This is a genomic window from Pseudomonas sp. NPDC089406, from assembly GCF_044900265.1.
Taxonomy (GTDB): domain Bacteria; phylum Pseudomonadota; class Gammaproteobacteria; order Pseudomonadales; family Pseudomonadaceae; genus Aquipseudomonas; species Aquipseudomonas fakonensis.
Genome location: NZ_JBJDNC010000075.1, coordinates 1 through 19,416, shown reverse-complemented (window position 1 = coordinate 19,416; position 19,416 = coordinate 1). Strand labels below are relative to the sequence as shown.

14 protein-coding genes are annotated in these 19,416 nt (G+C 62.9%); 4 read left to right on the top strand and 10 right to left on the bottom strand.

Features of this window, described 5'->3' with window-relative positions:
- Window positions 1-283 precede the first annotated feature (283 nt).
- Both ACI2KK_RS28540 and ACI2KK_RS28535 read left to right on the top strand, forming a co-directional pair.
- Window positions 284-931, top strand: a complete 648-nt coding sequence (locus tag ACI2KK_RS28540) for a DUF1345 domain-containing protein (RefSeq protein WP_404671591.1) — start codon at window positions 284-286, stop codon at window positions 929-931.
- A gap of 260 nt (window positions 932-1,191) precedes the next feature.
- Window positions 1,192-1,455, top strand: a complete 264-nt coding sequence (locus ACI2KK_RS28535; RefSeq protein ID WP_404671590.1) for a DUF1652 domain-containing protein — start codon at window positions 1,192-1,194, stop codon at window positions 1,453-1,455.
- A 140-nt stretch (window positions 1,456-1,595) separates the two neighbouring features.
- Here the strand turns inward: ACI2KK_RS28535 and ACI2KK_RS28530 are convergent, their stop codons facing one another.
- Window positions 1,596-2,459, bottom strand: a complete 864-nt coding sequence (locus tag ACI2KK_RS28530) for a hypothetical protein (protein WP_404671589.1) — start codon at window positions 2,457-2,459, stop codon at window positions 1,596-1,598.
- A gap of 451 nt (window positions 2,460-2,910) precedes the next feature.
- Between ACI2KK_RS28530 and ACI2KK_RS28525 the strand changes: the two genes are divergently transcribed.
- Window positions 2,911-4,047 carry a hypothetical protein gene (locus ACI2KK_RS28525; RefSeq protein WP_404671588.1) on the top strand — a complete coding sequence of 379 codons (1,137 nt, stop codon included), beginning with the start codon at window positions 2,911-2,913 and terminating at the stop codon, window positions 4,045-4,047.
- On the opposite strand, the gene ACI2KK_RS28520 is transcribed toward ACI2KK_RS28525, so the two are convergent.
- The 5 genes from ACI2KK_RS28520 to ACI2KK_RS28500 all read right to left on the bottom strand — a co-directional run bounded on the left by ACI2KK_RS28520 (window position 4,037) and on the right by ACI2KK_RS28500 (window position 12,403).
- Window positions 4,037-6,124, bottom strand: coding sequence for a putative bifunctional diguanylate cyclase/phosphodiesterase (locus tag ACI2KK_RS28520; protein ID WP_404671587.1), 2,088 nt, complete (start codon window positions 6,122-6,124; stop codon window positions 4,037-4,039). The genes ACI2KK_RS28525 and ACI2KK_RS28520 overlap by 11 nt on opposite strands.
- Window positions 6,125-6,683: 559 nt before the next feature.
- Window positions 6,684-7,604, bottom strand: coding sequence for an aliphatic sulfonate ABC transporter substrate-binding protein (locus tag ACI2KK_RS28515; protein WP_404671592.1), 921 nt, complete (start codon window positions 7,602-7,604; stop codon window positions 6,684-6,686).
- Window positions 7,605-7,616: 12 nt separating this feature from the next.
- The gene (gene mgrA, locus ACI2KK_RS28510; protein ID WP_404671586.1) at window positions 7,617-8,660 is read right to left on the bottom strand and encodes an L-glyceraldehyde 3-phosphate reductase; all 1,044 of its coding nucleotides are present in this window, start codon (window positions 8,658-8,660) and stop codon (window positions 7,617-7,619) included.
- A 114-nt stretch (window positions 8,661-8,774) separates the two neighbouring features.
- Window positions 8,775-10,097 carry an LLM class flavin-dependent oxidoreductase gene (locus ACI2KK_RS28505; RefSeq protein ID WP_404671585.1) on the bottom strand — a complete coding sequence of 441 codons (1,323 nt, stop codon included), beginning with the start codon at window positions 10,095-10,097 and terminating at the stop codon, window positions 8,775-8,777.
- A 107-nt stretch (window positions 10,098-10,204) separates the two neighbouring features.
- The gene (locus ACI2KK_RS28500; protein ID WP_404671584.1) at window positions 10,205-12,403 is read right to left on the bottom strand and encodes a TonB-dependent receptor; all 2,199 of its coding nucleotides are present in this window, start codon (window positions 12,401-12,403) and stop codon (window positions 10,205-10,207) included.
- A 368-nt stretch (window positions 12,404-12,771) separates the two neighbouring features.
- Here ACI2KK_RS28500 and ACI2KK_RS28495 point away from each other — a divergent pair, with 368 nt between their 5' ends.
- Entirely contained in the window at window positions 12,772-13,818 is a 1,047-nt protein-coding gene (locus ACI2KK_RS28495; protein WP_404671583.1) for a LacI family DNA-binding transcriptional regulator, read from the top strand.
- A 66-nt stretch (window positions 13,819-13,884) separates the two neighbouring features.
- On the opposite strand, the gene ACI2KK_RS28490 is transcribed toward ACI2KK_RS28495, so the two are convergent.
- The 4 genes from ACI2KK_RS28490 to ACI2KK_RS28475 all read right to left on the bottom strand — a co-directional run.
- Window positions 13,885-15,075: an MFS transporter gene (locus ACI2KK_RS28490; protein ID WP_404671582.1), complete on the bottom strand. Its 1,191-nt coding sequence runs from the start codon at window positions 15,073-15,075 to the stop codon at window positions 13,885-13,887.
- Between the two features lie 134 nt (window positions 15,076-15,209).
- Complete coding sequence (locus tag ACI2KK_RS28485; RefSeq protein WP_404671581.1) at window positions 15,210-16,106, bottom strand: hypothetical protein; 897 nt, start codon at window positions 16,104-16,106, stop codon at window positions 15,210-15,212.
- Window positions 16,107-16,148: 42 nt separating this feature from the next.
- Complete coding sequence (locus tag ACI2KK_RS28480; RefSeq protein ID WP_404671580.1) at window positions 16,149-17,009, bottom strand: hypothetical protein; 861 nt, start codon at window positions 17,007-17,009, stop codon at window positions 16,149-16,151.
- 224 nt (window positions 17,010-17,233) lie between these two features.
- Window positions 17,234-19,416 (bottom strand): phospholipase D-like domain-containing protein (locus ACI2KK_RS28475; RefSeq protein ID WP_404671579.1); only part of this gene is annotated, 2,183 nt, incomplete at its 5' end.

The window sequence follows — 19,416 nt, the reverse complement described above, 5'->3', positions numbered from 1 at the left end:
GGGGCCGGATGAATGGAGCGAGCATTTTTTGCTTACTTTTTGATGCTTCAAAAAGTGAGCCGCCGTAAGGGCGGAAAGGTGAATAAGCGTCACTACAAATAATGAATGCGCATACAACTATCAAAACCAACCAAAACCAGTTCAACAGTTCAACAGTTCAACAGTTCAACAGTTCAACAGTTCAACAGTTCAACATCATGACCAACTACGCCCCGAAACAATCCAAACCCCCACCATGGTCTACAGTTGCAACACCCCCCTAAAAAAGAAACGACAAGGCAGCATGGCCCTCCACCACCTGACCCATACCCACCCCCGCCTGATCATCGCCACCCTGTCCGGCCTGATCGGCGCCTGGCTGATCCCCGCCGCCGACCCCGTGCAACACATCCTCACCGGCTGGAACATCGGCGTCTGGCTGTACCTGGTCATGGTCCTGTGGCTAAGCCTGCGGGCCACCGCCGACAAAGTACGCAAGGTCGCCCGGGTCGAGGACGAGAACGCCGCCCTGGTGCTGATCACCGTCAGCGTCGCCGCCATCGCCAGCCTGGCCGCGGTAACCCTGCAACTGGTGTCGAGCCGCGGCCTGGAAGGCAGCGCCCTAGCCCTGCACTACCTGTACACCGGCCTGACCGTAGCCGGTTCCTGGCTGCTGATCGGCTGCATCTTCAGCCTGCACTACGCCCGCCTGTTCTACACCGGCGACCGCCACGAACCACCCCTGCGCTTCGCCGACGGCGAACGCAACCCCGACTACTGGGACTTTCACTACGTGTCGTTCACCATCAGCGTCGCGGTACAGACCTCGGACGTCGGCATCGGCGGGCGTGCCATGCGTCGTGTGGTGCTCGCGCACTCGCTGGTGGGGTTCGTGTTCAATACGGCAATCCTGGGCTTCACCATCAACATCGCAGCCGGCTTGCTCGGCTAAGCGAACGCGGCTACCGCCGGTCCGAAACCCCTATAAAGAACCCCAGCCCAGAACCCAGCCGGAAAACGTTTGCCCGGCCCTGGCACGCCTGCGCCCAACCATGACAGCGGTGTGACCAAAGTCATGCATTAGCACATTTGTCATATTTTCCCCGGATCGTGCCCAAGGCAACTGCTATGGTTAGGTTCCCGACGGCCAGGTACGGCCATGCGGTTCCACTGTCGAATCACCGCGTTCAAGGCATGAACAAGGAGGCTGGCATGAACAAGATGACGTTCCCCAACGCCTGCCAGGTGATGCGTTGGCATTTCCATCCACTGGGCTTCGAAGCCACCATGGATGCGCCACGCAGCATGGTCGCCCGGCTGTTCGACCGGGCCACCGGCGAAACCCTGCTGGCGGTCGCCGGCATCCCCTGCGCTGCGATCATGGCCGCTACCGATGTGGAACGGATCATCGAAGCGGTGGAAGCCGAGATGGATACATTCAACCTCTCCGCACCTTTTCTACAAGACGTGGTTTGAAAATCACATCGATTTCTGCGCTGTTCAATTTGAATAACTCATTGAGTGCGATGGCTTAATAGATGCTGGCTGCACTCGCTTAGCTGCCAACGCGCTGATAATGAACTGTTTGGCGGCGGTATCAATCAGCCGCCAGAGCTTTACAAGTCGCTGCATTTCAGGTCATGACCTGGGCATAATAAGTCAATATGCAGCCCGGTACTTCCATCACCCAGAGCAATATGCAGGCCAGCCACACCCTCATTAAGCTGAGAGTTTTTAGTGTAATCCAGTAAACCACTGGCCTCCTCATTGACGCCCACGGCAAACTCTGTGAGTCCGCTTCCTCTAACACCTGCCGCTCGCTCCATCAAGCGGATATAGTCGCACTCACCTACGACAAATGAGACCAATCGATTTGATTTCACAGTTGCGACCGCGCTGTTTTTGGCGACCAGCGCAATAACATTATTCAGCCCTGCGCGCAGTTCAGAATAGCCTTCAACGTCTTCATTTCTTGCGGCGACCAAGATGCCCGCCACTCTCAAAACACCCGTAAATGAAAATTCACAAGGCGCGTCTCGGCGCGTATGTGCGTAATGGATCTCGAAGAACTCCGCGGCCGATTTTATGAATGTCGGCTCGAGATCCTGGCGGAGCGTTGCAAATGGGGTAGCCCCCTCACTCAGCGACAGTACACCAACACGTTGCCCGTCGTAAAAAACCTTGAACGCTCTGGCTGAGTTCAGAAACGCCAGCAACGGTTCTTGCCGTGAAACTGCCAGGTCGAAGTCAGAATTTGCGATTCTATCTAAAAGATATTCTGCGTGCTCAATCGAAGCCTCGAACACGTGCAGCGCACAAAATACGCTTCGCCCCAGGCCTTCATGTCTGGCGATCTCGAAGGTTCTGCGCGAAGCCTCCTTGGAGAATGTCAGTACGATGCTTTTATCAGGCAGAGACTCCAACTCCCATAAGCTAATCGCCTCCCGCTGTCGCTTTTCAAGCTTCTCGATAAGTTCCACGGAGTCCGTGACAACAAGACAACTCCGTGATGATGCCCAACGAAGAGAAACATCACAATATTTCATGCGGCCTCCCAAGCAGAGTGCGGCGCCTCACCCTGCTTTACCTCAGGTCAATTTTCAGGGTCTGCCCACACCAGCGGCGCCCAACCAAAATTTCCGGGACCGGCTACGAGCCGGTTTAGGCGAGTGTCTGTATCGTGGCTCATAAATACTCCTTTCCGAATATACGCCCAATCGGCGCAGCGAAATTTTTATTAACACCCAGGGGCAATTACAAGAGAAAAATGTAACAAGCCCGTGAAAAATACCGGAACCATACTCGCAATATTTTCTTTGTAAGAACGTTCCGAAAGGTAATTCTTACAGACGCTTCCTAATTTTAGATCTGCTATTGCGCGCTTGCCCTCAGCCAACTAAGTTTCGGCGATCTTCAAGTATGGGCAGAACCATGAATAGCAAAACCTTGACCCCACAAACTAAAATCCAGAGCGCACTCGAAATTGCCGACCTCACCGCCAATACTCACCCACCCCATGCAATAAGGCTTCTGCTTGATCAAGTGCTCGACGGCATCAGCAAGCTGGGCTGGCCAGAGGCGTCATTGGTCACCGGGCCCCGCATCGTCAGCGCCGAGGAGAACTATGGCCTGCTCGGTTACGCCAATGACGAAGTCACTCTGGGCAGCGCCCATACCCGCTGGGTTTCGGAAAAAACACTGTTACGCACCCAGACCACCAGCTGCATTCCCGCCGCGCTGCAGCAAGCCGCCCGCCAGCGACGCACTGGCGAACGGGTGCTGATAGCCTCACCCGGTATCACTTTCCGTCGCGATACGCGTGATCGTTGGCACTGCGCCGAACCGCACCAGATGGATGTGTGGGTACTGTGCGATCCAGAGGAAGCGAACAGCGCCCTGCTGTTGGAACTGGTACGCGATGTGCTCGCCTGTGCGATACCGAACATGGCCTGGGTCCATCAGGACAGCCCTCATCACTACACCGAAGCGGGCATCGAAGTGAATGCACTGGCCCCAGAGCAACCGGTAGAGGTACTTGAGTGCGGCATGATCGCAAAGTCGCTGCTGCAACGACTGGCTATTGATCCGCACCGGCATGGGGGGCTCGCCCTTGGAATGGGCCTGGACCGCCTTGTCATGCTGCGAAAAGGCATCCCTGACATCCGCTTGCTGCGAGACCCCCACCCAAGGGTGCAAGCTCAAATGCAAGATTTGTTGCCATGGAAGCCGGTGTCACGCCTGCCCTCGACACGACGCGACATGTCGCTTGCCCTGTCCCCGGGGCTTAGCGAGGAGGCCATTACAGAAAGGATCCTTGCGGCCGCAGGTGCTCGTGCAAACTGGATAGAAGAAGTGACAGTCAAGGGACGCTGGGCCGAGGCAGAGCTGCCAGCGGTGGCTCGGGAACGCCTGGGGCTGCTCGCCGGACAGGAAAATGTCCTGCTGGGCATAGTCCTGCGAGACAGCTCAAGGTCCCTAAGCGCCCAGGAGGGCAACAGCCTTTATGATGACCTTCAGGCTGCCTTGCACGAAGGTACGCCCGGAGGCGGCTACCGTCTCAACCCTTGAGTTCGGCAGCCTGCCTGGCGGTTCTGAGCTTGTTCATGAACTCCTCGGCCGGCACCGGCTGCCCGAGCAGGTAGCCCTGCAACGAATCGCACCCCAAACGGGTCAGGAAGTCCTGCTGGCGGTCGGTTTCCACGCCTTCGGCGACAATCCGCAGCCCCAGCGCCTGCCCCAGGGCGACGATGGCCGAGACGATCGCGGCATCGTCGCTGTCCTGCTCCAGGTCACGCACAAAGCCACGGTCGATCTTCAATTCGTTGGCCGGCAGGCGCTTGAGGTACATCAAGCTGGAATAGCCAGTACCGAAATCATCGATGGACAGGTCCACCCCCATGTCAGACAAGCGCTGCAGCACTGTAAGGCTGGCGTCGGCATCGCGCATGGCGGTGGTTTCAGTGATTTCCAGGGTCAGCCGGTTGGCCGGCAGGCCATTGTCGTTCAACGCCCGGGCCACGCTGTCGACCAGCCCGGCATGGCAGAACTGAATGGCCGACAGGTTGACCGCAATGCGCCAATCAGCATGGCCCAGGTCCATCCACTGGCGCATCTGCCGGCAGGCTTCGGCCAGCACCCACTCGCCAATGGGGATGATCAGGCCGGTCTTCTCGGCAAGGCCAATGAACCGGTCCGGCAGCATCAGGCCGTGCTGGGGGTGCTCCCAGCGCAACAGCGCCTCGGCACCGATCGGCTGGCGCGCGACGGCGCCGAACTTGGGCTGGTAATGCAGGCGGAACTGCCCCTGCTCCAGTGCCGCGCGCAAGTCCTGCAGCAGTTGCAGTTGCTGGCGGGCGTTGCTGTTCATCGAGGCGTCGAAGAAGCTGTAGCCGTTCTTACCGGCGCTCTTGGCGTGGTACATGGCGGCGTCGGCGTTGCGCAGCAGCTCCTGCTGGTCCAGGCCGTTGCCCGGGTACATCACGATGCCCACGCTGGCCGACAACTGCAGGTCGTGCTCGGCCACACGGAACGGCCTGGACACCAGGTTGACCTGCTTGACCGCCACGCCCATGGCGTCGTCCGGCTCCTGCAGCTCCACCAGCAACACGAATTCGTCACCGCCGATACGCGCCAGGGTGTCCTGGCTGTGCAGGTGCCCGCGCAAACGCGTTGCCACGGCCTTGAGCAACTGGTCGCCAACGTGGTGGCCAAAGGCATCGTTGACCGGCTTGAAACCGTCCAGGTCGATGAACATCAGCGCAAAGCAACCGCCCTGTTCGGCAATCCGGCCCATGGCCTGGTCGATGCGGTCAGCCAGCAGCGTGCGGTTGGGCAAGCCAGTGAGGGTGTCGTGCAGCGCCAACTGGGTCAGCTCCTGGTTGGCCAGGGTCAGCGAGCGCGCAAGCTCGGCGGTGCGAGCCTCCAGGCGGGCATCCAGCACCGAGGTAAGCAGCGCCACCGAGAGCACGGCCAGGGTGGTGATCAGTACCAGATAATCCAGCCCGTCACCGGCCAGGCCATTGGGCAATGCTCCGCAGAAGCTGCCCTCGGGGAAGTTGGCTGCAGCCATGCCGGTGTAGTGCATGCCGACGATGGCCACCCCCATCACCACCGCAGCCACGCCACGAATCTGCCGCACATAGGGCGTCTGCCGGCGCAGGCGGAAAGCAATCCACAGCGCCGCCGCCGAGGCACCCACCGCTATGGCGAGCGACGCGCCGAACAGCGCCGGGTCGTAATCGATGCCTGGCTGCATGCGCAGCGCCGCCATGCCCGTGTAGTGCATGCAGGCAATGCCGCTGCCCATCACCAGTGCGCCGAACCCCAACTGCAACCAGGGCAGTTTCGGTTGGCTCACCAGCCACAGGGCAAAGCCCGAGGACAGTACCGCAATCAGCAGCGACAGCGCCGTCAGCATGGTGTCGTAGCCCAGGCTGATCGGCAGGCTGAAGGCGAGCATGCCGATAAAGTGCATCGACCACACGCCAATGCCCATGGCCAGCGCGCCGCCCACCATCCACAAGTGGACCGCCCGCCCCTTGGCCGTGGCGATGCGGCCGGTAAGGTCGAGGGCGGTATAAGAGGCAAGGATGGCCACGCACAGCGAGATCAACACCAGCGAGGAGGAGTAACTACCGGTCAGCATGGGGGCTTCCACGAACAGCCCAGGATATAGGGCCGAAAAAGCCGATGATTGTACTCAAGCTTTGACGAAACGCACGGGGTTTTCGTGGGGCAGAATGGATCCACTACGTAGCATGATGGCACCGGCTTTGCCGGTGATCGCGGGCAAGCCCGCTCTTATGGAACAAATCACCACTCGTTGATTTAACGAAGATTCTGTGGGAGCGGCTTCAGCCGCGAACACCGGCGAAGCCGGTGCCATCTAGCGCGGTGCCTGCTTCGCGGCTAAAGCCGCTCCCACAGGTGACGGGGCGCGCTTGCGGCCGTAGTTCCCTGCGTGACAGCGCAACCCACGGGGCTGAGTGGGCGCCTATGGAACAAATCACCACTCGTTGATTTAACGAAAGTTCTGTGGGAGCGGCTTCAGCCGCGAACACCGGCGAAGCCGGTGCCATCTAGCGCGGTGCCTGCTTTGCGGCTAAAGCCGCTCCCACAGGTGACGGGGGCGCGCTTGCGGCCATAGTTCTCTGCGCGACAGCGCAGCCCGAAAGGGCTGGGTGATCTCCTACAGGGCCCGATGTCTAGGGGCGATGCCAGACCGCTGCGCGGATATCCACCGGCTTGGGCAGTACGCGGTTGTCGAAGAACAACTGCGCGGTCTTTTGCTGCGCGGCCACGATTTCGTCGCTCACCGGCAACACCGGTGATGCCGGGCGGTGGGTGAAGCTGCGCCGTACCACGGCTTCGGACAAGCCCATGAAACTTGCCAGCACCTCGATGCTGCCCGCCTCGTCGCTGCGGGTCAGCGCCTCGGCCCGGGTGATCTCGGCCAGCATTTCACTGACAAACTGCGGATGTGCCTGCACATAACCCCGCGCTCCGAGCATGAACGGCCCGATCAGCCCCAGCCCCTGCCCGTCGGCCAACAGCCGCGCCTTGCCCTCCAGTTCGATGGCCGAATAGAACGGGTCCCAGATCGCCCAGGCATCCACACGGCCACCCTCGAATGCCGCGCGGGCGTCGGCCGGGGCCAGGTACACCGGCTGCACGTCGGCCATGTTCAGGCCTTCGCGGGCCAGTGCGCGCAGCACCAGGTTGTGGGCACTGGAGCCCTTTTGCAGGGCAATGCGCTTGCCCTTGAGCGCCGCCACCGAGGTGATCGGGCTGTCCTTGCCCACCAAAATCACCTCAGCCTGGGGCTTGGCGGGCTCGGCACCGATGTACAACAGGTCGGCACCGGCTGCCTGGGCGAAAATCGGCGGTATGTCACCGGTGCCGCCGATATCCAGGCTGCCGATGTTCAGCGCTTCGAGCATCTGCGGGCCTGCCGGGAACTCGATCCACTCAACCTGGGTGGCCGGGAAACGCTGCTCCAGCAGACGGTGCTGCTTGGCCAGCACCAGGCTGATCGAGCCCTTCTGGTAGCCGATGCGCAGGCTGGGCGGTTCGACTGCCTGGGCGCCGCCGGCCACTACCGCCAGCAACAACAGGGCAATACGCATGAAAGCCATGGCTCACTCCTTCCAGTCGGTCGAGGGTTTTTCCCACAGGTTGACCCCGCCTTCCACGGCATACCGGTCGATCTCGGCCAGTTCCTCAGGCGTGAAGGCCAGGTTGTCCAGGGCAGCGACGTTCTCGGTGATCTGCTCGGGGCGGCTGGCGCCGATCAACGCCGAGCTCACCCGCGCATCGCGCAGGGTCCAGGCCAGGGCCAACTGGGCCAGGCTCTGGCCACGGCGCCGGGCAATGTCGTTCAGCGCCCGGGCGCGTGCCAGGTTGGCTTCGCTCAGGTGCCTGGGCAACAGCGAACCGCCACCGGCGCGGTTGACCCGGGCGTCGGCCGGGATGCCATTCAGGTACTTGTCGCTGAGCAGCCCCTGGGCCAGCGCGGTGAACACGATCACTCCGGCACCGACCTCGTCGGTTGTGGCCAGCAGGTCGCGTTCGATCCAGCGGTTGAACAGGTTGTAGGACGGCTGGTGGATCAGCAGCGGCACCTTCAGCTCATCCAGCAATCCGGCAATTTCCCGGGTTTTGCCTGCCGAGTACGACGAGATGCCGATATACAGCGCCTTGCCCTGGCGCACGATGTCAGCCAGGGCGATGGCGGTTTCTTGCAGCGGCGTATCCGGGTCGAAACGGTGCGAGTAGAAGATGTCGACGTAGTCCAGCCCCAGGCGCTTGAGGCTCTGGTCGAGGCTGGCATGCAGGTATTTGCGCGAGCTGCCGCCCTGCCCGTAAGGCCCGGGCCACATGTCCCAGCCGGCCTTGCTGGAGATGATCAGCTCGTCGCGGTGAGCATGCAGGTCCTGACGCAGCAGGCGGCCGAAGTTGCTTTCGGCGCTGCCATAGGGCGGGCCGTAGTTGTTGGCGAGGTCGAAATGGTTGATGCCGGCATCGAAGGCGGTGCGCAGCAAGGCGCGCTGGGTGTCGAGGGGCGTGGCGTCGCCGAAGTTGTGCCACAGGCCCAGGGACAGGGCCGGCAGCACCAGGCCGCTGCGGCCGACGCGGCGGTACGGCATGTGGGTGTAGCGTTCGGGGTTGGCTATGTAAGTCATGCTGATTCCTTGATGGCTGTAGGAGCCGGCTTGCCGGCGATGGGGCCCGCCTGGGCAACAGCGTTGTCCGAACTGACGCCATCGCCGGCAAGCCGGCTCCTACAGGGGGCTGTTTCAGGTGAAGTGTGGGTTGGCCGGGCGTAGCAGGCCCAGGTGCTCGCGCAAGGTGCGGCCCTGATACTGCGTGCGGAACAGCCCGCGGCGTTGCAGCTCGGGCACCACCTGCAGGGCGAAATCCTCAAGCCCCAGCGGCAGGTGCGGCACCAGAATGTTGAAACCGTCGGCGGCGCGGCCCTCGAACCACGCCTGCAACTGGTCGGCGATCTGTACCGGGGTGCCGACCAGGCTGAAGTGCCCGCGCCCGCCGGCGATGCGCTGGCCGAGCTGGGCCAGGGTCAGGCGTTCGCTGCCGGCAAGCTCGGTAAGCAGTTGCTGGCGGCTGCGCTGGCCGTCTTCGGTGGGCGGCAGCTCGGGCAGCGGGCCATCCAGCGGGTAACCCGACAGGTCGAAGTTGCCCAGCATGCGCCCGAGCAACGCCACGCCCACGCGCGGGTCGACCAGCGCCTGGAACTGCTCGGCTTTGTCCTGGGCTTCGGCCTCGCTGCGGCCAACCACCACGTACACACCGGGCATGATCTTCAGGTCGTCTTCGCCGCGCCCGTACCGGCCCAGGCGCCCCTTGAGGTCAGCGTAGAACGCCTGGCCGCGGGCCAGCGATGGCTGGGCGGTAAACACCACCTCGGCGCTTTCGGCCGCCAGCTCACGGCCGGTTTCAGACGACCCCGCCTGCACCAGCACCGGCCGCCCCTGGGGTGAGCGGGCAACGTTCAGCGGGCCCTGCACGCGAAAGTGCTCGCCGGTATGGCCAAGGGCACGCACGCCGCCTGGGCGGTAGAACGCGCCGCTGGCCTTGTCGCGCACGAAGGCGTCGTCCGCCCAGCTGTCCCACAGGCCCTGCACCACTTGCTGGAACTCCCGGGCGCGGGCGTAGCGCTCGGCATGGGGAATGTGCGCAGCGCGGCCAAAGTTGCCGGCCTCGGCGGCCGCATCGGAGGTGACCAGGTTCCAGCCGGCACGCCCGCCCGACAGGTGATCGAGGGAGGCGAACTTGCGCGCCACGTGGTAGGGCTCGTTGTAGCTGGTGGTGGCGGTGGCGACCAGGCCGATGCGCTCGGTCACCGCGCTCAGCGCCGACAACAGGGTGAGCGGTTCGAAGTACACCGAGCGGGCGCTGTGACTGGCCAGGGCATCGTTGGGTGCGGCCACGCTGTCGGCGACGAACAGCGCATCGAAGCAGGCGTTTTCGGCGATCTGCGCCGCGCGCCGGTAGACGCTGAAATCCAGCGGGTCGGCGGGCACATCCGGGTGGCGCCAGGCCGCGACGTGGTGCCCGGTGGCCATCAGGAAGGCGCCGAGGCTGAGTTGGCGGGTGGTCATGGTGGTTCCCCTCAATCGTGTAGGGCAGGTCGGGCCATATCGCGGGGCAAGCCCGCCCCCACGCCGGTCCGTGGGAGCGGGCTTGCCCCGCGACAGGGTCGTAACGGTCAGAAATCCTTGCGCAACTGCACGCCGAAATAGCGCCCGTCATCCCGCGGCACGGCGCGGTAGATGTAGTCGCCGCCGCTGGCCAGCATCTGCGCGTACGACTTGTCTCCCAGGTTCTTGCCCAGCAACGCCACGCGCCAGCCGTCGTTGTAGTCGGCCAGGGCAATGCTGGCGTTCCAGATGCCGTAGGCGCCCTGTACGGTGTCGGGGTTCTGGTCGAGGCTGAACTGCACTGCGTCCTGCCAGCTGTAGTCGCTGGACAGTTCCAGGTCCAGGCCGTTGTCCAGCGGGATGCTGTAGTCGGCGCGCAGGTAACTTTTCCAGTCCGGGGTGAACGGCAGGCGGCCGCCGTCGATGTTGCAGTTGGCCGCCGCCCCGACCGGGCAGTTGAAGTGGTCGACCCGCGCTTTGGTGTAGGCCACGGCCGCCGACAGCTTGAGCTGGCGGGTGGCCTGGAAGCTGGCGTCCAGCTCCACGCCCTGGGTCTTCACCTTGCCGGCGTTGACCAGGCGGGTCACTACCTGGTTGGCCACGGTGTCGAAGAAGTTGGCCTGGTAGTCGTCGTAGTCGGTATGGAACACCGCAAGGTTGGCCACCAGGCGGTTGTCCAGCGCGCTGCTCTTCAGGCCCACCTCATAGGCGTCGGAGGTTTCCGGCTTGAGCGCGCCGGTATCGCGCGGCTGCATGTTGAAGAACACGTTGTAGGCCGGGCCCTTGTAACCGCGCGAATAGGTGACGTAGCCGGTGAGGTTGTCGTTGAAGTCGTATTGCAGGCCGGTGCGGCCGCTCCAGCCGTCTTCGTCCACCGAGCCGCTGCTGGCAGTCGAGGGCTGGATGCCGGTGACCGCGGTGGCCGAAGTGGATACCCGGCGGTGGTCGTATTCGAGGTCGTCGTGGGTCCAGCGCAAACCGAAAATGGCGCGCAAATCGTCGGTGAAGTTGAAGGTGTTCTCGCCGAACAGCGCCACGCTGTCGTTGGTGGTGGAGTAGTCGGCGCGCCCGTTGCTGGCAACGCCGCCATTGACCGACAGGCGCTGGTACACCTCCTTCGAGGTGCCGTGCATGTAGAAGGCGCCGAGCACGTACTCGTTGAACTGGCCCTTGGGCGAGGTCAGGCGAAACTCCTGGCTGTACTGGTCGTAGTCCACCGTGCCCTTGTCGTGGGAGGCGGTCAGCGGCAACAGCGCGCGGCGGTCGCCGTCCTGGTACTGGGTGTTGTCCCAGCCGCGCCAGGCGCTGATGGAGGTCAGGGTGTAGTCGCCCAGTTGCCAGTCAAGCTGTGCCGACAGGCCTTGGTTTTCGTCTTCGACATGGGTCTTGAAGTCGCTGCTGATATCGCGGTTGTGGGCGCTGGGCACCACGCCGCCGAGCTGGTTGGTAAAGGCTGCGCTGGCTTTGGTTACCACCCCGCTGGGCAGGGTGTCCTCGCCTTTCATGTAATCGGCGATCAAGGTCAGGCGCAGCGCTTCGCTGGGTTCGAACTCCAGTTTGCCGCGCACGCCCTTGCGCTCGTAGCCATTGACGTCGTGGCCATTGGCGAGGTTTTCGACATTGCCGTCGTAGTCGCCCCACAGCGTGCTCAGCGAGCCCTTGAGCTGCTCGCTCAGGCGCCCGCCGATGCCGAAGCGCAGGCGGTTCTCGTCACCGCCGCCAAAGTGCGAATAGTCCACATAGCCATGGGTCTGCTCGGGGATGGCCTTGCTGACCACATTGAGCACCCCGGCCGAGGCGTTCTTGCCGAACAGCGTGCCCTGCGGGCCGCGCAGCACTTCGATGCGTTCAAGGTCGAGCAGGTCCAGGGTGGATTGACCCGGGCGGCCGAACACTACGCCATCCACTACCGTGGCCACGGTGGGCTCGACCCCCGGCGAGGTAGAAATGGTGCCCACGCCGCGGATGAACAGCGAGGTGTCTTTGTTCGAAGCGCCAGCGCGGTAGTTGAGGGTGGGGACCTGCTGGACGATGCTGGCGACGTTGTTGCGGTTGTCGCGTTCCAGTTGCTCGCCGTCGACCACCGACACGGCCACCGGCACCTTCTGCAGCGGCGCTTCGCGGCGGGTGGCGGTGACGGTCACCGCCTCCAGGGCAGCAGGCTCCAGCGCCTCGGCCGCCTGGGCGCCCAGGGTGGTGAGCAGTATTGCGGTGGCCAGCGGCGCACGGCGAAGGTTGGGGAACGACGGTATGCGGCTTGTCTGCATGATGCTCACTGCCTTGAAAGACCAGACGGAAGGAAAAGCTGTGGTTGTCTGGTCTCGCTCGTGCGAGTGGCAGGCGCTTGCCAACAGCAGCGCTTGGTAGCGCTAACATGAGCAAGTATTGAATCCTGTCAGTTAGCAGGTCCAATACTAAAAAGTCAGCTGTATATGCCATATGGCTATTTGCAATTAGACATGAAGTTAGCGCTAACATCGCAGCTTTCGAGCCAGCACTGGCCCCTGTGGGAGCGGGTTTACCCGCGAAGCAGACGCTGCGGTGCATGGCACCGGCGATGCCGGTGTTCGCGGGTAAACTCGCTCCCACAGGGGCTGCGGATACCCCCAAGACTTTGTCTGACCGGAGAATTGCCGTGCCCCCATCCCCCGACACCCCGCGCAAACGCCGCGGCGCCGGCCGCGTCACCCTGGCCGAGGTAGCCCGCCTGGCCGGGGTTTCGGCCATCAGCGTATCGCGCTACTTCAACCAGCCAGAACAAGTCACCGCCCTCTTGCGCGAACGCATCCAGGCCGCGGTACAGCAGCTGGGCTACGTCCCCAACCTGGTAGCCGGAGGCCTGGCCTCGGCGCGCGGGCGCATTGTCGGCATGGTCATCCCGAACATCTCCGGGCCGATCTTCGCGCAAACCATCCAGGCCGTCAGCGACACCCTGGGCCGGCATGGCTACCAGTTGCTGCTGGCTTCCAGCTATTTCAGCGAGGAACAAGAGGAAAGCGCAGTGCGTGCCTTTCTCGGTTGGTCGCCGGCGGCGCTGGTAGTGACCAGCCACTTCCACAGCCCGGCCACCGAAAAGATGCTGGCCGAGGCCGATGTACCGGTTGTGGAGATCTGGGACTACGTGCCCGAACGGGCACCGCTGCAGGTGGGTTTTTTGCACGAACAGGTGGGTGTGCAGGCCTGCCGCTACCTGCTGGGCAAGGGCCACCGGCGCATCGCCTTCGTGCAAAACAGCGCCGCCGGTGACTTCAGCGCCCTGGAGCGGCGCGACGGCTATGCCCGGAGCATGCGCGAAGCCGGGCTGGAACCCTGGGTGTTCGTGCCCTCTGCAGGCACCGCACCCTTCGAGGCCGGGCGCCAGGCCATGGAGGCGCTGATCCGCCGCACGCCGCGGCCCGAGGCAATCATCTTCGCCAACGACAACCTCGCCGCCGGCGCCCTGCTGGCCGGGCAGCGCGCCGGGCTGCGCCTGCCGGAGGATATGGCGGTGGTGGGTTTTGGCGACTATGCGTTCGCCGAAATGCTGCTGCCGAGCCTGACCACCTTGCGGCCACCGTCACGGCAGATCGGCGAACTGGCGGCGCTGCGGGTGCTGCAGCACGTGGGGGTGGTGGCGTGCGAAGGTGAGGTGCAGCGGTTGAACCTGCTGGGGTGCGAGCTGGTGGAGCGTGAAAGCGCGTGAGTAGCCTGATGCTTGATGGCGCGCTGGGCCCTTCGCGGGGCAAGCCCGCTCCCACGCGAGACGCAATCAGGGGGGCGCAGCCACACCTGCCCCGCGCACCCGCTTGAACACCATCACCACCAGCACCAGGTTCACCAGCGCCAACCCGATCAGGCTGTACAGCACCCCATACGCCCCCAGGTGTTCGAACAGGTAACCGCCCACCAGCGGCGTCAGCGCCTGGCCAATCAGCGACGGCCGCGACATGCGCCCCATCAGCAGCACGTACTGCGCCGGCGGCAGCATGGCCAGCGGCAACAAGCCACGCACGATGGCGCGCAGGCCATTGCCACAACCGAAAATCAACAGGCCCACCGCGGTGGCCATGGGCGCGAAGGTCACCAGCAGCAAGCCCGCCAGCACCAGGCTGGTCCAGGCCAGCGCGGTCCAGATCGGGTGGCGCTGCCCCACCAGTATCTGCAGCACCCGCGAAGCCACCTGGCTGGGGCCGAGCATCGCGGCCAGGCCAATGGCTGCCGTCAGCGAATGGCCCATGCCCTGCAGCACCGACACCAGTTGCACGGCGATGGCGGTCATGATGATTGCGCCAATGGCGAAAATGCTGGTCAGCAACAGGTACAGGCGCCGGTCGATGCCTACGCCCTCCTCGCCCTTGGCACTCTTGCGCCCGGCCACCTGGCCACCCGGCGGCAGCACTTTCCAGTACAGCGGCGCCACCACCAAAAGCAGTACCAGCGCATACAGCACGCAGGCCTGGCGCCAGCCCAGTTGCTCGATCAGCAGCGCCACGGTGGGCCAGGACAGCGTCGAGGCAAAGCCCGCAATCAGCGTTACCCCGGTAATCGCCCGGCCCGCACCGTCTGCGTACAGCGCGCCAAGCGTGGCGAACAACGCTTCGTACAGCCCCATGGCCATGCCCACGCCGATCACCGCCCAGGCCACCAGAAACCATCCAAGGCTGTGGCTGGCCGCCATCAGCAACAGCCCCAGCGCCACCACCGCGCCGCTGGCGGCCAGTTGCGGGCGGCCGCCGTAGCGGGCGATCAGGCGGCTCGACAGCGGTGCCAGCAAGGCAGCGACCATCAGGCTCAGGGACAACGCGCCATACACCCACTGGCTGGGCCAGCCGGTGTCGCGGCTGATGGGCGCGGCCATCACCGCCATGAGGAAGAACGAGCCGCCCCAGACCAAAATTTGCAAAACACCGAGCCAGACGATGGCCAGGTTGGAGGGGAAACGAGCAGCGGAGGAAGTCACAGCGTTGCCTTGTGTTGAAACAGAAAAAGCCGCTACCGGGAGCGATACGTTGGAGCGGGCTTGCCCCGCGATGGGGTGTGAGCCGATGGGCCCCTCACAGCATACCTGCGCGGGTCACGCAGTGGGTGAGCAAGTCAGGCGTGAGCGCTGGCCTTGCCCTTGAGGGCGGCCACAGCCACGCCGCCGGCAGGCTCCAGCTGCACCTGCGCCCGATGGCGCTGCAGCGCACGCATGTAAAGGTGGCAGGCCCCACTGCACAGGGTGGCCGGCAGTATCAGGTTCAGCACCGGTATGCACAGCAGCAACAGGTTGAACACCCCCAGAAACAGCGCCGCAACCCGCCCGCTACGGGCGACGGCCAGTACTTCGGCACCCTGCGCATAAGGGCCGATGGCCGATGCCAGCATCAGCCTGACATGAACAAAGGGCAGCGCCAGAAGGATCAGCAAGCCGTTGTAGACCGGGATGAACAGCGACAGCAATGTCCACCACGACAGCCCCAGCCATTTGGCCGGGTCGTAGCGGGCCGCGCGCCAGGCCGACTCGCCGGGTTGCGGCAGGCGATCGTAAAGGCCCGGGTAAGCCCGTACCACCCGCCCACGAACCGTGCGCAACAACCCCAGGTGCACCACCAGGCGCAGCCCGAGCACCACCATGGCCAGCAGCAGCACGAACATCAGCACCACGAAATACGCCCCCATGTACAACGCCAGTTGCACAATACCCACCAGGCTGTTGAACAGCACGAACGGGTCGACGTACACCCCGGGGGTGACCGGAGCCGCCGGCGCGACGGCTAACTGGGCGACTCCCAACACCGCAAAAAAGGACACCTTCAAGCAAAACTCGGCGATGGCTGCAAAGTTTTCGTAGTAGAGGTACAGGCAGGCGCAGGTCACCAGCAGGCACCAGCCGGCCGAGCGCAGCAAAAGGCCAGGGGCGAGGCTGTCGCGCAGGCCAAGCATGAAGCACAACCCTGCTTCGCGCAGGCCGGCCAGCAAAGCTTGGTAAAAACGTTTGAGCAGGTTCATCGAAGTTCCTTTTCGGGTGAATGGGCGTTGCCGATGACAAGGCTACAGGTCGCGCAGGCTTTCGGTAATTTTCAAGAACTTCGGGATCACTTCTTCTGGGGGCGGGGTCAGGGTTTGCAGATCGTCGGTGCCTTTCGGGAAGGTTTCCATGTGCACCGCCAGCAAGGGGCGCAGTAGACCGCCCACGTTGGCGGTTGCAAACCAGGCTCGCTCTTCTTCGCCGGAGCCTGGGCGCGGGTCAAGGCGCCAGCCTTCGAGCACGGTCTTGCGCCCACCGAGGTCGATCGCCTGCAGGATGCTCGACTTCTTCCAGCGCTGGCGGTCGTAGCCGGGGTAGTAGTGGGTGTTGTAAGTACCCAAGGTAGGCTTGGTCTCATATTCGGGGGAAGCATTGATAATGCTCAAGATCACGTTGGGCGTGCTGTCAAAACGCAGGCTGCTCTTGATGCTGAAGGTGGGAAGACCGTCGTCATGGATGAAGCCGTAGGGCATGCATACACCTGGGCCTTTGGGGATTTGATGGCTGTCTCGAGGTTCAAAGCGCGCCATCAGGTTCTTGACGTCCTGAAGCGAACTAGCCTCAGGTTTCGTAAAGGCAAAATAATAAACTCGGTTGTTTCTCCACAAAAAAGCCTCATAAGGCGATTGATTACCGAACACATAAGCATCAGGGAGGCCGATATCAAACTCACGGATACCAGCGCTCCCAAGATCATTTTGCAACTTTGCAACGTCCTCTTTGGCCCGTGCAATGGCTTTTCCGTGAGGCCCACCAGACAAAGTACTCAAGCGCTCCTGCTCGACTTTCAATCGACGACGCAGGTTTTCGACGTATGCCTCATGATCCAACAGCACCATTTGACGAGCATTTTCGAAGTGATCACGTGTTGTGACGATACTCACCTTGTATCGCAAACTTCCAGAGTACCTAACGTGACCTGAATTTCCTCCGACCCGCCTCGAGAACATGGGGAATCCTGGCCCATCTATACGAAAATTCTCAATATCGGAGGTTGCCCAGGAAACAGGTTCTGGAACATTAAAAACAGAACGCCCAATACACTCTTTTAGCTCACCATCCGCAGCATAGACGCAAGGAGAAAACACGATTAAAAACTGCAGCCACCTCATGAGTGATGACCCTTGTGCAACGGAGACTCTGACTGCGCCACCACGTCTCCCGCCCCCTGCTGCGATTGACGATTGGCGAGAATCGTCAAATTGAAACCCGAATTACTTTCCTCACCCTTTGTCCACTTCACGGGCAGTGCACATATAAAGCCAGTCACGCCCATCGGTGCATCTGGATCGCCTTTCAACCAAAAATTCTCCTGGTGAGGCGCGGGCTCTTTTAGATAACCACCCAATTCCAGCTCCAAGGCATCTCGATATGTCCAGGTAGGCCAGATGGAGGCCGGAAAACCGTCGAGATACCTTTTTTCCGCCGCCTCACTCATCACTTGAACCTGGCTCCTGCTTTGCGGAATGAAATTAAACACCGTCTCGTAAGCCTCACTGTTAGCCCGCGCCCGTTCCTGTATCGCCCGCCACACATGCTCTGCCGCCGGCTGATCCAGGCAATCTGCCAGCTCGGTGAACGGCGCCACCGGCCCGTCCGGCGGCAAGTCGAGCCCGAAGTGTTTACGCCAGAGGTCCACGCGCAACTGATGCACCGCCTTGCCCACCGTATGCGGATACTTGCCGTCCAGTTTCGCCTTCACCGGTTGCGTATCACGAATGATCGCTGCCAGCTCCGAATCCCGCTGGCCGTTCAGGCTGCGGTCGTTGATGTTGGCACTGCCCAGAATCGCCACGCGGTCGTCGGCGATCATCAACTTGCTGTGCACGTAGATCTGCTCGGTGACCACCCGGCGCTTCAGGTAGCCCCAGGTGCGCAGGTTGAGCAGCGTCAGGTAGCGGCTCCAGTCCTGCTGCGCATACACCGGCTGTCCCTTGCCATCCTTGGACTTGATGATATCCACTGCTTCTTCCCGGCTCTTCCCGCAATCCATGATTGCCTTGAGCGCCATATGCCGCTGGATGCGCTTGACCAGGCTCAGTTCGCCGAACACCAGGCTCTGCATGGTCAGGTGGATCTGGTGCATCACATTAGGTACGTCGAGCTTGCCCTCGGGGTGAACAGGCAATACCAGGTACACGTGGAACGGCCGGTTTTCGTAGATCGCCCGGCCGATGCGGTCGGCCAGCGCGGCAGCAATGCTGTTCTCCAGCGGCTTTTCCTGCCCCAGCTTGTGGCTCAGCCAGCCTTGGGCATTCAGCGTCCACATGCCCTGCAGGGCCTCGGCGAACGCCATCCCCTCCTCGCCGTAGGTCTTGCAGATGGCCTGCAGTTCGACCCAGTCAATCAGCCCGTAGTCCTGGGCCTTCAGCGCCTCGCGCAGTTTCACCCGGACGACGAAATCCTCACGCAGGGTGCCGGGGTCACGCAGGCTGGCCATCGGCCCGGATAGATCCTGCCCCTCGTTCAGTTCGCCCTGCGCACCAAAGGCGCTCTGGAAGAACTGGTTCTCGATGTACAGAAAATGCTGCGCACTGGAGATCACCTGCAGCATCGCGCTGTTGCAGTTGTCCTGCATGCCCTGGGCCTTGATACCAGGCGGCAGCGGCAGGTGCACCTTGGCCAGGCTGCGGCCCTTGGCCTCCTGCACGGCCATCGCCGCCGAGGCGCTGCGCAGCACCTGTACCTGCACTTGGCCGTGGGCAATGGCGGGCGGGGTGGGCAACTGTTCGGGCTGGTCGATCCACACCGGCTCTGGGGCCGGCAGGTCCAGTTGCAGGTGGCCGGCGAGGTCCAGGTGGTGCGGCATGCCGGCATCGCGGGCCAGGCGGTTGAGCCATTCCATCAGGGCGATGACGGCGTCGGTCTTGTACAGCGTCGGGGTTTGCGCAAGATACGCCTGCTGACCGTTCCAGCGGTCGATGAAGTTGCGCGACAGGTCGTACACCGACGGCCCCTCGACACGGCTGTGCACGTCCTGCCAGGGCATGCGCGGCTGGTCGGCGGCCAAGGTACGGTGGTCGGGCGAGCCCAGCGGTTGCGGGTCGTGGGCCAGGTAACGGTAAGGTGCGCGGTGGCCGGCCACACGCTGCTGCAACAGGGTGTAGAGGTGCATCAGCAAGGCGCTGGCGGTTTCGCCGATGCCGTTCAGCCACTGGGCCTTGTCTGCGGGCATGGCATCGAAGCCCTTGTCGCACAGCAGCGCGACCATGCGCCCAAGGTCGGTGTTGCCCAGCCACTGGTTGATCAACAGGTGGCTTTGCAGGCGCAGGGCGATCGACAGGTCGCCCT

What these genes read in the sequence shown, in the direction of transcription:
- ACI2KK_RS28540 (WP_404671591.1), top strand. Translation starts at nt 284, where the DNA reads ATGGCCCTCCACCACCTGACCCATACCCACCCCCGCCTGATCATCGCC.
- ACI2KK_RS28535 (WP_404671590.1), top strand. Translation starts at nt 1,192, where the DNA reads ATGAACAAGATGACGTTCCCCAACGCCTGCCAGGTGATGCGTTGGCAT.
- ACI2KK_RS28525 (WP_404671588.1), top strand. Translation starts at nt 2,911, where the DNA reads ATGAATAGCAAAACCTTGACCCCACAAACTAAAATCCAGAGCGCACTC.
- ACI2KK_RS28520 (WP_404671587.1), bottom strand. Translation starts at nt 6,124, where the DNA reads ATGCTGACCGGTAGTTACTCCTCCTCGCTGGTGTTGATCTCGCTGTGC.
- ACI2KK_RS28515 (WP_404671592.1), bottom strand. Translation starts at nt 7,604, where the DNA reads ATGCGTATTGCCCTGTTGTTGCTGGCGGTAGTGGCCGGCGGCGCCCAG.
- mgrA (WP_404671586.1), bottom strand. Translation starts at nt 8,660, where the DNA reads ATGACTTACATAGCCAACCCCGAACGCTACACCCACATGCCGTACCGC.
- ACI2KK_RS28505 (WP_404671585.1), bottom strand. Translation starts at nt 10,097, where the DNA reads ATGACCACCCGCCAACTCAGCCTCGGCGCCTTCCTGATGGCCACCGGG.
- ACI2KK_RS28500 (WP_404671584.1), bottom strand. Translation starts at nt 12,403, where the DNA reads ATGCAGACAAGCCGCATACCGTCGTTCCCCAACCTTCGCCGTGCGCCG.
- ACI2KK_RS28485 (WP_404671581.1), bottom strand. Translation starts at nt 16,106, where the DNA reads ATGAACCTGCTCAAACGTTTTTACCAAGCTTTGCTGGCCGGCCTGCGC.